Annotated in this window: 11 protein-coding genes; 3 read left to right on the forward strand and 8 right to left on the reverse strand. The window is 38.7% G+C overall.

Annotated features, from left to right (window positions below; translation table 11 throughout):
- Window positions 1–366 precede the first annotated feature (366 nt).
- The 4 genes from NNJ73_RS02640 to NNJ73_RS02655 form a co-directional block, all read right to left on the reverse strand.
- Window positions 367–1,353, reverse strand: a complete 987-nt coding sequence (locus tag NNJ73_RS02640; RefSeq protein WP_254492592.1) for a DUF2125 domain-containing protein — start codon at window positions 1,351–1,353, stop codon at window positions 367–369.
- A gap of 942 nt (window positions 1,354–2,295) precedes the next feature.
- Window positions 2,296–3,042, reverse strand: coding sequence for a glutamine amidotransferase (locus NNJ73_RS02645; protein ID WP_254492593.1), 747 nt, complete (start codon window positions 3,040–3,042; stop codon window positions 2,296–2,298).
- A gap of 146 nt (window positions 3,043–3,188) precedes the next feature.
- Window positions 3,189–4,751 carry a heme biosynthesis protein HemY gene (locus NNJ73_RS02650; RefSeq protein WP_254492594.1) on the reverse strand — a complete coding sequence of 521 codons (1,563 nt, stop codon included), beginning with the start codon at window positions 4,749–4,751 and terminating at the stop codon, window positions 3,189–3,191.
- A gap of 12 nt (window positions 4,752–4,763) precedes the next feature.
- The gene (locus NNJ73_RS02655; RefSeq protein ID WP_254492595.1) at window positions 4,764–6,077 is read right to left on the reverse strand and encodes a hypothetical protein; all 1,314 of its coding nucleotides are present in this window, start codon (window positions 6,075–6,077) and stop codon (window positions 4,764–4,766) included.
- A 386-nt stretch (window positions 6,078–6,463) separates the two neighbouring features.
- On the opposite strand from NNJ73_RS02655, the gene tsaD reads away from it, so the two are divergent.
- The 3 genes from tsaD to NNJ73_RS02670 all read left to right on the forward strand — a co-directional run bounded on the left by tsaD (window position 6,464) and on the right by NNJ73_RS02670 (window position 9,833).
- Entirely contained in the window at window positions 6,464–7,558 is a 1,095-nt protein-coding gene (gene tsaD, locus NNJ73_RS02660) for a tRNA (adenosine(37)-N6)-threonylcarbamoyltransferase complex transferase subunit TsaD (RefSeq protein WP_254492596.1), read from the forward strand.
- A gap of 537 nt (window positions 7,559–8,095) precedes the next feature.
- Entirely contained in the window at window positions 8,096–8,524 is a 429-nt protein-coding gene (locus tag NNJ73_RS02665; protein WP_254473832.1) for an EVE domain-containing protein, read from the forward strand.
- A gap of 628 nt (window positions 8,525–9,152) precedes the next feature.
- On the forward strand, window positions 9,153–9,833 hold the full coding sequence (locus NNJ73_RS02670) for a response regulator transcription factor (protein ID WP_254492597.1): 681 nt from the start codon (window positions 9,153–9,155) through the stop codon (window positions 9,831–9,833).
- A 769-nt stretch (window positions 9,834–10,602) separates the two neighbouring features.
- Here NNJ73_RS02670 and NNJ73_RS02675 read toward each other — a convergent pair.
- From NNJ73_RS02675 to NNJ73_RS02690, 4 genes are all read right to left on the reverse strand, one after another.
- Entirely contained in the window at window positions 10,603–11,373 is a 771-nt protein-coding gene (locus tag NNJ73_RS02675; RefSeq protein WP_254492598.1) for a methyltransferase domain-containing protein, read from the reverse strand.
- Window positions 11,374–11,596: 223 nt separating this feature from the next.
- A complete protein-coding gene (locus NNJ73_RS02680; RefSeq protein WP_254492599.1) occupies window positions 11,597–14,023 on the reverse strand; it encodes a TIGR02302 family protein in 2,427 nt (808 codons plus the stop codon).
- Window positions 14,024–14,139: 116 nt separating this feature from the next.
- Window positions 14,140–15,414 carry a diaminopimelate decarboxylase gene (lysA, locus tag NNJ73_RS02685; RefSeq protein WP_254492600.1) on the reverse strand — a complete coding sequence of 425 codons (1,275 nt, stop codon included), beginning with the start codon at window positions 15,412–15,414 and terminating at the stop codon, window positions 14,140–14,142.
- 9 nt (window positions 15,415–15,423) lie between these two features.
- Complete coding sequence (locus NNJ73_RS02690; protein WP_254492601.1) at window positions 15,424–15,609, reverse strand: lipoprotein; 186 nt, start codon at window positions 15,607–15,609, stop codon at window positions 15,424–15,426.
- Between the last annotated feature and the right edge of the window lie 14 nt (window positions 15,610–15,623).

A 15,623-nucleotide genomic window follows, 5' to 3' on the forward strand; every position in this document is an offset into this window, starting at 1 on the left:
CATGAATAATACAATGATACCCCCCATGGAATAATATAAAATCTATACCATCATCTTTTATACACATGAAGAAGTAAGCCGGCGCCCTCACACACTTTTCCAGCCCCTAATGTGTGCAATACCTTTGAACTATTGAGACGGTTCATAAGAGGCATTTTTAGCCCTTTCTTAAGCAAGTGATCCACATGGCTTTCCCATTCACAACATACAAGGAGGAAGGATTTTGTTTGATTCAATATGAACAAGATTGAAATGAGAAGAGAGTCTTACAATCTTCAAGATTCTCATTCAACATATAAAACAGTGGACACTTTTTATAAAGCAATACCTAGCCATACAGACGCTCTTATTCATTTCTTCTCAAACCTAAAGTGGAGCAAGACGACCAAGTTCTAAAAATCCCAATTTGACCCAGCCATGGCTAATAGTTAAGGGAAGAATGGGAGAGCCATCTGCATTTTTAGGCAGTGTACTCAAAATAAAAAGTAACGCTTGAAAATTATCCGTTTCTTCAGGAAACAAATGTTGCAAAGCCTCAAGAAACTTCACGTGCTGTATACAAACAATTTCGAATGTTGCTGACAAATATCCTTCATCATCAAAAGAAAAAGGTCCACTAATATGCACCCCACCACCTGTATGAAAAGCCAATTTAGCATGCTTTAAAACGCCATTTTTTCCATACAGACGCTGTTTCCAATTTTTTCCTTCATGGCCAGACAGAAGAGAGGCATCATTTAAAATCCATTCCAAATTTCCATCGATTTTTGGAATTTCAACAGAAGAAGATATAAAAATTGGAGAAATATCAAAACCATCAAAAATGATATTTCCTGAGAAATGCTTCTTTTCATGTTTAAGATCAAGACGCAAAAATTCTGTCGTTATTTTTTGAGAGACATCTTTTGGCTGTAATGGCTGTGAAACCCCATCAGGACTATCTTGCAACAATGCCGGATTTTCAACACTTTGTTGTGTTGCCTTTTTGTCTGTCGCTTTTGATCCTAATGCCTCTTGAAGCTTTTGATCCTCAAGAGAAGAGGCAAGAGGAGAAAGTTCAAGCCCTTCAGCGATAACCTTCAATGTCTGACCCGTTTTCCAATAAGGTTCTGTTTCAATCACCAACTTACGCCAATGGGATACGATGGAAGTTTTCCCAGAAAAAACAATTGATGCAGGAGAATCAACATTAAATTCGACCAAATGAGGTGCATAAATTGGTGCACCAGCTGTCAAACGCCCCGTCGATAAAGAAATCCCGTATAAAGGCCAAGAAAATTGAAACTTGTCACAAACAACACCGATACGCAAAGGATAACCATTCTTGCGCACATTCTCACACACGGCCGCCATATTACCGGAAGATGCTTTTGCAGATATATCAGAAACATAGTTTTCTATTTTACGTGAAAAAAAAACCAGAAAGCGCTATAAATGAGGATCAGAGCAAGACAAAACAGCCCCCATAATAAATAGCGCAAAGAAAAACTTTTTTGTGATGATGGTATTTGAGAGGACGTAGACAACTTTAAAACTTTCTTTACCTTTTGATTTTCACCCCACCCTAAAAAGGATAAAGTTTCTTAAACATTCACCAATCTATAAACAATCCAGCTTCTTAATCTATCGGATTTTATCTACTGAGCACGTTATGGAGGACATAATTCACCGTCCTAAAGTATAGTATCTCACACGCTCAAGAAGCAAGACTTTCTTAAGAGAACCCTTTACACTTTCTAACAAAAAATACCTTATATGTAAAGTTTTACATGCGCTGTCTATCTTCAACCTTAAACGACATTATTTTACAGTACAACAAGAATGACAATGACAAATTGATTTACAGTAATAACTTACTGTTTTGCATGTTGAATTGAGAGTCCAGAATCTCGTAAGATTCTCTCATTTCAAACCTGTTCCAGGTTGAATTAATCAAAACCATTTTCTTACACGTCAAAAGCGAAGCTGACGTAGAGGTAAAAACGGCACAAGAAAGGACAAAAAGCCTTTTCATGAATCGTCGAGAAATGCCAAGGGATGTCACAATATTGGGTCGGACAGAGTGTGTGATGGTGCCGGCTTACTCCTTCACAAGCATAAAAATGGCGGTGTTCTATGTATTTTATATTATTCCATGGGAGCTTTATCATTATACTATTCATGATCAGCACCGTGAAATGTGCTTGAGTATGCTTTGAGAAATGTCTCTTTAAAAACAAGCCCGTAACCATGCAACTAAATGACGTTCTGTTTTACGTAAAGGTCGTGAGCCCATTAAGAATATAAAGTACATACTCACACCAGTGCGGGCGGTGTACAAAAGATCTGCCGTAATGCACCTTCAAACCATTGGCTTAAAGCTTGATCATAGATTAAACGCCCTTTTAAATGTGCACAAGCAGGTTGAGCACCTTTTTCGGTCAATTTATGGGCCGAACGCACCAACAAACGCCGCATCATAGCGCGGGTAAATTCAGCATGAAATTGCAAGCCCCATGCATTTTTTCCATAACGGAAAGCTTGCGTAGGATATGTATACCCTGTTGCCAAAAGCTTTGCCTCTTTTGGTAAATCATAAATACCTTCATCATGAAAATGGTAGACCATTTCTGGCCAATTCATCAATTCCTTTCCTTGTGGGGTCACTTCGAGTGGATACCAGCCCACTTCAACAGTCCCATCACTTCTTGTACCAACGCGTGCTCCTAAGTTTCGCGCTAACATTTGTGCCCCCAGACAAATACCCAAAAAAGGTTTATTTTCCTTTAGAGATAACGAAATCCAATCAATTTCCTCACCAATATAGGCTTCGCTGTCATTCACACTCATTGGACCCCCTAAAATAACAACACCGGCATAATGTTCTAATGTATCAGGGAGTTTTTGCCCAAAAATAGGACGATAAACATCAAGAACAAAACCATTTTGTTGTAAAAATTTTCCCAAACGACCAGTATAGGTAGACCGCCGATGAATAACGACAGCAATCCTTGGTTTGCTATTTTTTTGCTTTTTATCAAGACATCTCTGATTTAAAAACATTTTTTAATCAATCACCTCTGCAACCGAGCAAAACTTCATTTTTAAAGCATAAGAGAATAATTTTATTGAATAAGATTAACGATATTTTTTCTTCTACATTCATTGTTTCTTCTGAGAAAACCCTCAAATTACCCTGTTGATGCAATTTAAAATAAACGAAATTTTTTCCTCGATAAAGACGTGTCCTCTTCTTCTGTTTTAACCCCTGGATCATCAACATTTAAATGAATTTGGCTGAATGTTTTTGCATCTTGTTCTTTTATATCTTGTTTGTCCACCTGCATATTATGCAAAAAAGAATCATCTACAGGCTTTGATTTTTCAAGCTTCTTATCTTCAACCCCTTCAGTTTTTTCCACCATGTCCTTTTTATCTTGGCTGTTTGACACAATATTGACCGCCTCTAATGTAAGAGAAGGTACACGGGGAGGCGCTTTCCATTCAAAGCAACCCAAACGTCCACTGATTGGAGAAACAGCTGACCAAGAAGAAAAAATAGATCCCTCACACATCCATACTGGATCACGTTCAGCACGAAGAGCTAAGGAAAGCCATTGACGCACAGCACCTTGATTGTTTCCCTGTGCTTCCTCAATATCTGCCAATAATAAATAAACACTTTCCCGTGGATGATACTGCAATGCTTTTTGTGCCTGCTCTCTTGCTAATGCCATTTCACCAGCATCCAAAGCGGCTTTAGCAATAAGGAAAGCTGACTCAAATGCATCTTTATTATAAGAAGCAAGTATCTTAGCCCTTTTCAACCGCCCAATAGCTCCTTCTTCTCTTTCAAGATAAAGTGTCCCCAAATCAGGATGAGGATCCTTCTGCCAAGCAGCTATAATCATTTTATCCGCTTTACGCGTTTCATTTAATTTATAAAGAATATCAGCAGCTATAATCGTTATTGGAACAAAATCAGGCGCCAATTTATGAGCTTTCAAAATGGCTTCACGTGCTTGTACTGGATGTGTATCAAACAGATGAAGAGCCTGTCCACTTAACAGTAAAACCTGTATATGCTGTCGCTCTGGAGTCACGCGCGCAGAACGCGGGAGAGCTTTTTGTGCTCTTTCAAAAACAGTAAGTGCCCGATCCCATTTACCCTCAGCACCCAACCGATCAAGCACCGCCTGATGCGCCCACACAAGTGCTGGCGATAAAGACAGCGCTTCTTCTGCATATTGTTGCGCTGCCTCATAAGCTTTACTCTTCATCGCCTCACGAAACAAACCATAAAGTCCAACCAATTTTGTCGGATCTTCCTTTCTCATCTCCTCAAAAAGACCGATAGCCCGAACAGAGTTATTTTGTAAAGACAAGGTTTGCGCTTTTAAGAGTTTCACCAATGGCTCTTGTTTTCCTGCAAGATATTTAGCAACCTGTGCTTCCATTCTTTGCGCAACCATACCATCACCAGCAAAAGTTGCAAGAATCCCCTTTGAGAGAGCTTCATAACCGCGCCTTCGATGACGTTTATAAAAATAATTGGAAAGCGCACTCGGTATGGAAAAAAAGAAAGACAATAACCACCACAAAAGCACCAGCGCTACAAAAAGCAAAGTAAGCACACTTAATACTGTAAGCAATGAAGCAGAAAATCTGAAATTCAAAAATGTGAGGACAAAAATACCATTATGATTAGCAACCCACCCGAAAGCTAACCCAAAGATACAAACAACAAAAGTATAAATAAAAACACGTATCATCTGGAGCCTATTTTACTTTGTTGCCTTAAAAGACCCTTGTTGCACAGACAACAACAATTGCTGCAGCAATTGTTGAACCGCAATATGTCTTTCAAGCTGCTGAACAAAATCTCTTGAAACATCTTTTGCATTTTGAGGTAATGATTGCCATTCGCTCAAAGCCTTTTCGTAATCACCCACTTGAATGGCAACTTCCATGCGTGCTGTAATAGCCCCTAGCGTCATCCCTTCAACATTTCCAATCGGTCGCGAAACAACGAGCCCTTTTATCCACGCTAAAATTCGGTCAAAAAAACCAGCATCTGACGTAACAATATTTTGCGTACCAACAATTGCATCAGCAACACGCGCAAAATCAACAGAGAGTTGTGCTGAACTTGGAAGACCTACAGTAGCTGTCTTTTGCAACAGATCAAGTCCATCAATCGAGGGTGATAATTGCTCTAACAGCTTTAATTCATTATTATAAGATCCACCCCGTTCTACAGCATTTTTTAACGAACTGATCGCTGTAAAAAGTGCTGTATTTATTTCTTTTTTTTCATTATTTTTAACAATAATTTCTTGCTGTAGTGCTTCCAACTGTTTTTTTAACGAAGCAAGATCATGTGCATTGCTCTGCCCGATAGACAAAGCCGTTTCTATCTCTTTTGACTCTCCAACAAAAGTTTGTACAACCTCTTCAAGAGCTTTTACTTTTTCCTCTAAAATCGCAAAAGCTTTTCTGCTTTCCTTTTGCAAAAGTTCATCGTTTTTCATTGTTTGAAACTGTTGTGATGAAAAAGAAGAAAATGCTGTTTTTAACGCATCAATCTCCTGAAGGACCTGCTCCAATTGTTCTCTTGTTTCTTCACTTGTGTCTTTTGCAGCTTCAGCAATCTGCAAAACTTTTTCCTCTCCAACAGAATTTTCCTCAGAAGAAAATGCTGTTTTTAAGGCATCGATCTCTTGAAGCATTCGCTCCAATTGTTCTCTTGTTTCTTCACTTTGGCCTTTTGCAGCCTCAGCAATCTGTAAAACTTTTTTCCCTTCAGCAGAATTTTTCACAAAAGGAGAAGAAAACAAACCCACCCATTGAAGCCCCACAAAAATTCCCAAAGCAATGAGTCCCCCTAAAACCCCTGAAAGAGGCAACAAAAGCCAAGCTGTACGAGAAGTACTTTGATCCTGATTTTGCATATTCTGTTTTTCTTGGACATGAGATTCTACAGAATTTTGTATTTTTTCCTCTGAATCATGGGAAGCAGCTTCATGTTCAATGACTGGCTTCTTACGACGCGTACCAGTATAATGCGATTTAACTTTTGGTTTTGAAGAATCGACCATTTTTGTTACTTTTTGTGCACACTTCTTTTAATGATAAAATAATAAAATGAAAAAAGTTTTAAAAATGAAGCTTTTCTCAAATATCTTTGTTTTCTTTACACACTTTTCATAAAGTGTATAACTTTATAGAAATTTTCTAAAACGCATTTTCCTCAAGAATATTTACAATGATAAACTTTAATAGACAAGTTTTTAAAAACATAGCTTCATTTTATACTCAAAAATACAGCTTCATTTTTTAATCAACAATGCCATAAAATTCAAAAAAGTGCCAAATGAAATCATTCTCTCATAGAAAAATCAATTCTTAATAGAAAAACTTTGCATCTTTTTCTGTTCATGGTACGCACACAGGAAAGAAGCTTCAATATAAGGTTTTGTTTAAAATGCGTCTGTTGGGAATAGAAACAAGTTGTGATGAAACGGCAGCGGCTGTCATTGAATACAACAATGAATCAAACAGCCGAATTCTTTCCAATATTGTTTGGAGTCAAATTGATCATCATGCACCCTATGGGGGTGTTGTTCCTGAAATTGCCGCGCGTGCGCATGTTGAAATTCTTGATCATTTAATTCTGCAAGCCCTCACAGAAGCAAACATAAAACTAAAAGATATTGATGGCATTGCAGCCACTAGTGGACCTGGTTTAATGGGGGGGCTATTGGTAGGTGTTATGAGCGCAAAGGCACTCTCTCTTGCCACTGGAAAACCATTTATTGCCGTCAATCACTTAGAGGGACATGCTTTAACAGCTGTATTAACGCACAATGTCAAATTTCCTTATTTATTACTTTTAGTTTCAGGCGGACATACACAAACAATCCTTGTTCATGGAGTAGGCAACTATCAGCGTTTAGGAACCACCATTGATGATGCATTAGGAGAAGCCTTTGATAAAACTGCAAAACTTTTAGGTCTTCCTTATCCTGGTGGACCAGCGCTTGAAAAAGCAGCTTTATTGGGTGATAAAAATCGCATCCCTCTTCCACGACCTTTAAAAGGTGAAAAACGGTTAGATTTTTCTTTTTCAGGCCTCAAAACGGCTGTTCGACAAGCCGCAACAGCCATAGCTCCTCTTACAGAAAATGATGTTGCTGACATTGCAGCAAGTTTTCAAGCCGCTGTGACCGATACGGTGCGTGATCGCGTTCAATTGGCTCTACAACACTTTACCAACCAATACCCTTTCTCTCATGATCAAGAAAAGCATTCCCCTGCTCTAGTTGTCGCAGGCGGAGTTGCCGCAAACCAAGCACTTCGCTTGACATTGGAAGAACTTGCCCATCAACATGGTTTCGAATTTATAGCGCCTCCTCTTTCCTTGTGTACGGATAATGCAGCAATGATTGCTTTTGCCGGTGCACAAAAGCTCGCGCGTGGAGAAATAAGCTCGCTTGATATTGCTCCTCGCTCACGCTGGCCATTAGATGAAAAAGCCTCACCCTTAATCGGGACGGGACGCCGTGGAACAAAAGCATAAGAAAATTGCTTTCCCTCACCTTTTAAAGAACAAAGATTTTCACTCAATCCGGTCTGTAATCTAGATAGTTATTGAATCGATTTCCCACCTGTAAACGATTCCATCTGCTTCTTATTTTACACGATTCACTTAACCCAAAACTTGATACGCGAACTTAAATATTCATCACATATTCTAAAAACACTTCATGTTTCAAAGAAACTGCCTTATATCACCACACTTCACATGACAGTATTTTACGGCATCATAAGACGCACCTTACCCCTTACCGAAGCATAATATGAAGCCATTCTTTAACTTCTTCACCTTTGATCACCCATTTGTTTCAAGACCATTATCATCACTTTTTAGAACCAATTTTCTTGCTAAACTTTTTCCAACGCAATACTGCCACAGTAAGCGCATTTTAAACCGTAGCCGAAAAACAGATAATGCTCGTTCTTTACGCCATTTTAAAAATCATCATTGATGATGTTACCAATATGCTTATAAAAATACATATGATGAATACATAACAGTCTATGAAAAGGTGAACGCATGGCTTATTGGCTTTTTAAATCTGAACCCCATAAATGGTCATGGGAGATGCAAAAGAAAAAAGGAGCTGATGGCGAACAATGGGATGGTGTCCGCAATTATCAAGCCCGTAATAATATGCGCGCCATGAAATATGGTGATAAAGGTTTTTTTTATCACTCAAATAAAGGGTTAGAAATTGTAGGCATTGTAGAAATATGTGCTGAAGCACACCCCGATTCTACAACTTCTGATCCGCGCTGGGAATGTGTGGATATCCGCGCACTTTGTGACATGCCAACACCTGTTTCATTAAAACAAATTAAAGCAAATCCCAAACTAGCCAATATGGTGCTGGTCAATGCCAGCCGTTTATCAGTACAACCCGTGACAGAAGATGAATGGAAAGAAGTGTGTTTGATGGGCAACCTTAAGAAGGAAATGCCTTGATCTTAAAATAATAATTTTTTATTCATCAACTCATATGGAAAAGAGCTTTACAGCACAGAAGGACAAGCACAACGCATCCCTTACGTGTTCTCATGCTAATGTTTCTTGTTATTTTTTATTCTATATCCTTTCTCAATACAACTCTCACCAAATTGCACCAACACCCTCTTCATGATACATCTTTTCAGAATACTCAACAATTATAGTGGACAACACCACGAGCACTACACCACCCAATTCCCATACAAATGTGATGAAAAAACTAAACTAAACGTAGATAAAAAACATGCCTCTTATGAAGAATCTCAAATACCAAGGATAAGCAACATTGGGAGTAAGCTCAAATATATAATGGCACCGGCTTGTTTCTCTATGAGTGTAAAGATGATGATCCCCCATGGCAAAACACACCCTAAAGTATAAAACAACGCTTCCAATCAATGTATAAATATTCTGCGTACGAAAGATACATCTTCTTTTTAGCAAGAAACTATAGAAATCGTGAAAGTTCATTTTTTACAGACTCTCTTTTTTAACTTTCCTCTTTTAATTTTTCTTGCATGAAATCTCATTTTTCATGAAACTGCTCTTTATCAATCAGTGCCTTAACATGCCTATAAGGGAAAATATGAACCACCATACTCTTTTAATCATTGAAGATGATGATCTACGTCCCATTTTGGTGGAACAATTGCAAATGCATCAAGAGTTTGAAATTTTCCAAGCAAAAACAGCTGACGCAGGAATGAAAATAATCCAAGAAGAAAATATTGATCTCATCATTTTGGGATTTGAACTTCCTGATCTGGATGGTCGCAAAGCCGTTAAACAATTACGCACCCAAGGATTTCGTGCGCCCATTATTATGATAACGAATGATGATACAGACTGCGATAGTATCTTAGATCTTGAAACAGGCGCCAATGATTATGTGACAAAACCCTTTCGCTTTGCGGTGTTATTAGCGCGAATTCGAGCACAGTTGCGCCAATATGAACAAAATGAAGACGCAACCTTTCAGATTGGCCCCTATACTTTTAAACTAAGACAAAAGCTCCTTCTTGATCAATGCAACAATAAAATCTATCTCACAGAAAAAGAAGCTGCGATTCTCAAATGCCTCTATTACGCTAACGATAAAATTGTCAGCCGTGAAACATTATTAGAACAAGTTTGGGGTTATAATGAAAATATTATCACCCATACTTTAGAAACCCATATCTATCGTTTACGACAAAAAATCGAAAATGATCCCTCCAATGCACAAATTCTCATAACCGATCAAAATGGGTATCGTTTAAACTTTTAATTTGATATGGACTGTTTCAAAAATAATTTTAGTATCTTTAGCCTTCCTTTGCATTAAGACAAAAACAAGATGAAAAAACGCTCACATGCAATTTGGGTGGTAGCGTATAAAGTTTTCATCTATCAGCACTTTTATGACAAAATACAAAAAATCCGTTATGAAAATATCCCAACACGAAAACCAACAATAGAAATACTTTCCATCCTCACGATATACTTGGCAACTTCTGCTTCATATACTTTTGCTCTCTTTAAAAATTTAAAATATGTTTCGCATACAAACAATCGTACTCTCTTTTAAGGCAGCATTCTTTATCATAAGTATCTTCTTTAACATATTGATATTTATAATTATTTTTTAAAGATACCGCTCCCCTTCACTGCTTTACCTCACATTTTTGAGCCTACATTGAGAGATAATTTTTATATTTTCTCCCCATCCCTTACTTATCTCCTCTTAAAAGACAGGATAATTCATTATAAGAATGCAAAATGTTTATCTTAACGATAAAGAGAGACATTAAGCACCACCCTCTTTACACTTAATAAAAGAGTAAGCGAGCACCATCACACATTTGAGCCTGCTCTAAAATGTTGTGACAGCCCTATAATTCTTGAGACAGTCCATAAAACTCATAAGAAGCATGTTTTTTCTTATATAATTTCAACCTACATGGCCCACCCACTTGTGTACAAACAAATAATTTTGTTTGATTCAATATGCGGAAAATTTGAAATAAAAGGTAGTTCTTATGCCAATAGCAAAATGATTAATGATCTTTATAAATTAAAATATTTCTTGTCTGTGGGGATAAAGCAGGAATAAAAACACGTCGTGACTGACGACGCTGTACAAGTAATCCCTGATAGATACGTTTTTGCGCCTGACACATTAGGAGGCCACCAAAATAGGGAAAAAGATGGCGTGCAAATGGTTCATAAAAAAATGAGAACAACCGCGAAACATAACCTGTAGAAGGCATATAATGGACAATTTCTTGTATTGGTCCAGAAACAAAATTTGTTTTTTCAAACAAACGCGTAATCTGTTGCCGCGTATAAGGTTCACCGTAACCAAAAGGCGTAGTCGTATTACGCGCCCAAAAGCCAGAACGATTAGGAACAATGACAATTAAGTGACCATTGGGGGCTAAAACACGCCATATTTCATTCAACGTTTCAAATGAATTCTCTGTATATTCCAAGGCATGAACCAATAAAATACAATCAACCGATACATCAGAAAGTGGCAAATCTTCTTCAAAAACAAGCGCTGTAGCAACTTTTTCAACACAAGGCCAAGACGAAGCACCTTGTCTTGCTGGCATAAAAGCAAAACATTGTTGAGTCCGTTCACGCAATGCAGAAAGATAAGGAAGGGTATACCCCAACCCCATAACCCGTTTATCCGCAAGATCTGGCCACCATAAATTCAACTGGTCACACAGTGTCTTTTGTACACGTAGTCCAAGTGCAGAAGCATAAAAATCTTTCAGTGTAACGATATCCAACTCAACATACCATGTAGAAATAAATTTCAAAATATTACAGTTTTTATTTACTCACCCTATATGGACTTCTACACTTTCTCCGCAATAGCGAACATTTTAATATTTCACATTTTAAACTTAAATAACCCCAAAAACCGTACAATAGATGATTATTGCACTATAAGCGCTTTAATCATTTTCTTTTGAGATGAACGCCATAGAGGTTTCTCATACGTTGTTTCTGACATCAATTAAGAAAAAAGCCAACAATTTGTTAATTAAAATGCAGCAACCTTTCAAGATAGTTTTTGTCTGCTTCTGGAATATGTTCCTTGCCCAAACGTTTGCGAATTTCATCCAAAATTTGCCGCGTACGCATTTGATCACTTTCTTGTGGGAGTGCCTCACTTTCCTGTCCTTCATCGCTTTTTGAAGAAAGTGGACGCCCTAAAGGGTCTTTGGGACCAGAATCAGAGTTTTGAGCATTTCCTGTTTCTTTGAGTATTTCACGCATTTTTTTCAAAACACTTTGGGCACCTTGTCGCAAAGATTCCAAAGCATCAGACTGATTTTGTATAGATGCCTGATGATTTCCATGATCAAGAGCATCTCCTGCAGAATTCATTTTTTCTTCCGCTTTTTTCAATGCATCACCTGTTTCAAATCCCTGTTTTGATAATTCTTTTTCTAATGTTGATAATTCAGACTGCAATTCAGTCTGACGTTTTTTTAAAGATTTTTTTTGTTTTTCCGGTACATTTTCCCCACGTTTTTGTTTCATCTCCAACTGATGCGTTTCATTGAGAATTTCTTGCTGACGACGCATTAAATCACCAAGTTTGTCCATTTTTTCTTTCATTTGTGCAGATTGATTGTTTTCTTTCTCATTATGATTGCCTTTTTGCACATGCAAGTGGTCAAGCGTCTGTTCAATTTCCGTCAAGAGCTGTTCTGCTGCTAAAGAAGAGCCTGTTTTAGCCATTTCCTCAATGAGATTCAGCTTTTCTTGTAATGTATTTTCAGAAAGATTAGGACTTTTTGAGCTTTTAGAATTTTTAGAAACTTGACCATCTGGTGCTTTTTCAGCCAAAGCTTGAATATACGCATCCATAGCTTGACGTAAATCTGCCATAAGCCGTTCAATTTCTGCCGCTGGAGCACCATATCGCAGTGCATCGCGTAAAGCAGCTTGTGCTTGTTTTAATTTTTTTTGCGCCGATTCAAGCTGATTACCTTCAAGACCTAAAGCAATCTGCCATAAATAATCCACCACATCGCGCAAATCCTCGTCTGTTTGTGCCAAAGAGAGCCTTGTCCACGCACTTTGTAGAACGAGAAAATGCGTTACATTTTGAAGCCCCTTTTCTGGACGCACCAACAAAGCAGAGAGCATATCCAATACACGTTCTCTCGCAGCAGCATCAAGAGCAAGTAAACGACGCAATTCACTGACCGCACGCGCAACAGGATTTGAGAAAACACGCTGCGGTAATATCATAACAAAAGTTTTACTATGCCCTGTCTGCCCTGCACCATTTTCTGCCACCAAAGTAATTTTGACTTGTGAACCCGCCCATGGATGCGCTGAGACATCGTGCACTGTTCGCATTTTACCTTTTCCACTCCGTGGAAGAAGAAGCTTTATTTCCGGTGCGTGATAAAGAGAAGAAGCACTTTTATTCTGAAAGAGAGGCTCTATTTCAACAAAAGCCTTTGTCACACCATAATCATCATCCAACATATACCGCAACTCTAACGACCCCGTTAAAATCCGCCCTGGTTTTTCCAGCCAATCAATTGTTGGTTGCTTATCCTTCATCACCTGTAAATGCCACTGCTGTTTTTTACGACGTGATGAGATAAACAAATCCATTGAATGCTCTAAATGGGTTTCAAAATGAACGATTGGCTCATTGAAAGCTGTTTTTTCCGTTTTCTCTGAAAACAAAACTTTCTGCCCATCTTCTACAGTTTTTGCTTTGACTGTAACACCAGCCCCATTGACAACACGCACAACCACATCACTCCCTTCAGGAATTTCCAGTTGTGTCTTCTCATCTTTTGTCAAATAAATCGGTGCCACGCCAGTATAAGCAGGTGGTGTTACCCACGCATCAATCCGCATGAATTTTTCATCAATCACAGGACGAAAATCAAAAGCATCAGCCAAGCGCCCCCCACGTGAACCAAAAGAAAAACTAAAGGCACACACAAAAAGGAGAACACACAAAGCCCTCAAAGCCAAAGGATCATAAGCCGCACTATTAAGAGAGATAAATCCAGTTTTTAAATGGTCTAATTGTTTTGCCATTCGGCGTTGATGCTCACGCCAAATAACACCACTAAAATCTTCTTCATTTTCAGAACATACATGATCTGTCTGAATATTCAAAGGCTGGTGTTTAAGATCATTAACGCGTTCAAGACGGTGATCCACTTCCCGCATTGTGGGAAACCGAAAACCAATAAGAAAAAATAAACTCGCTCCAGCACAAACAAGCAACACCCCAAGTAAGAGCCAATGGGACCAATAGCCTAAAACGCCAAAAACCCCCAACCAGCTAAGCGAACAAAAGAGACTAAGAACAAGGAAAAATGGCAACAACCGTATCCATACCCGTTCAAATGAAAGGATCCCCCACATCAAAATGCGTACACCCAAAAGCTTTATTTCAAAGCTCTTGATGTTTTTATTTTTCATAAACAAGCATTTTTCCCCTTTTACCGTGATGCATTAAGATCATAAAACCCATATAAGACAATTTCCAGAAAATAAATTGTTTCATCAAAGTTTAGTAAAAATAAGACCAAAAACATTTAAGAATGCTCAACCCAATCAGGAATATGATCACATTCCATCAATTGCGCATAATCAAGGCGTGGACGAATAACCGCATAACGTGTATCTTGCACGAGAACTTCAGGGATCAAAAGTCGACTATTATAAGTACTTGCCATCACAGCACCATAAGCCCCAGCCTGAGTAATTGCCAAAAGATCACCAGGTGCCAAAATCGGCAAACAGCGATCTAATGCCAAATAATCACCAGTCTCACAAACGGAACCCACAATATCTGCACGAATAAGAGGAGCGTCTTTTACTGCTTGTTTCACAAGGACGACATTCTGCCAAGCATCATAAAGCGTTGGTCGCATCAGATCATTCATCGCTGCATCCACAATAACAAAATTCCGCCCTTGTCCCTTTTTTAAATAGAGAACAGAGGTTACCAACACACCAGCCTGACCTACAATGCTGCGTCCCGGCTCCACCACAATATTAATCCCTAAAGGAGCAATATGCTTCTTTACCAGCGCAGCATAATCAAAAGGAGAGGGTACAGTATGTTGTTCACAACCATAGGCAATACCAAGCCCACCACCAATATCGATATGCGTTATTGCATAACCATCGCTCCACAATTGACGCACACAATCTGCAATAAGAAAGAATGCCTCCTCAAATGGCTTTAAATCACAAATTTGACTGCCAATATGCATATCGATCCCGCAAACCTGCAATCCAGGTAAAGAGACAGCCTTTTTGTAAGCCTCTCTTGCCAACACCAATGGAATACCAAACTTATTTTCAGATTTTCCTGTCGTAATTTTCTTATGAGTTTTTGCGTCAACATCTGGATTAATGCGTAATGAAACACGTGCTGTCTTTGAAAGCGCAACAGCACGTTGTGACAACTGTTCAAGTTCCGGTTCTGATTCAACATTAAAACAATAAATATTCTGAGAAAGAGCAAAATCTATCTCCCTCACGGTTTTACCAACACCAGAATAAACAATACGATGTGCCGGAATACCAACAGCAAGGGCGCGCCGTAATTCGCCTTCTGAGACCACATCAGCACCTGCCCCATTTGCCGCTAAAAGCCTTAAAATTGCTTGATTAGAATTAGCTTTAACCGCATAAGCAATCAAACTAGGCATCCCTTGAAATGCCTTTTGATAGTCCTTAAAACATGTGACCAATGCATTAGCCGAATAACAATAAAAAGGTGTTTCCACCTCCTGCGCAAGAGCAGCAAGCGAACACCCTTCAGCATAAAGCATACCTTGATGGTAGGGAAAAAAATTCATATTTTTCTCCTACTTTATCAAACGATCAAGAATAAAAGGTTGGTCATCTTCACTTTTAGCAGCAGATGTTCCCTGCATAGACTTTTCCACACTTGCAGGAGGCATCTCTAATGACCCTTTACGCCCACACCCAGCGACAACGACACCCAAGCCCCCCAAAAGGACAATCACCAACCCCTTTACTATAATTTTCATCTGCCCTCTTTCCT

The sequence above is a fragment of the Bartonella sp. B1099 genome (genome assembly GCF_944801835.1).
Classification (GTDB): domain Bacteria; phylum Pseudomonadota; class Alphaproteobacteria; order Rhizobiales; family Rhizobiaceae; genus Bartonella.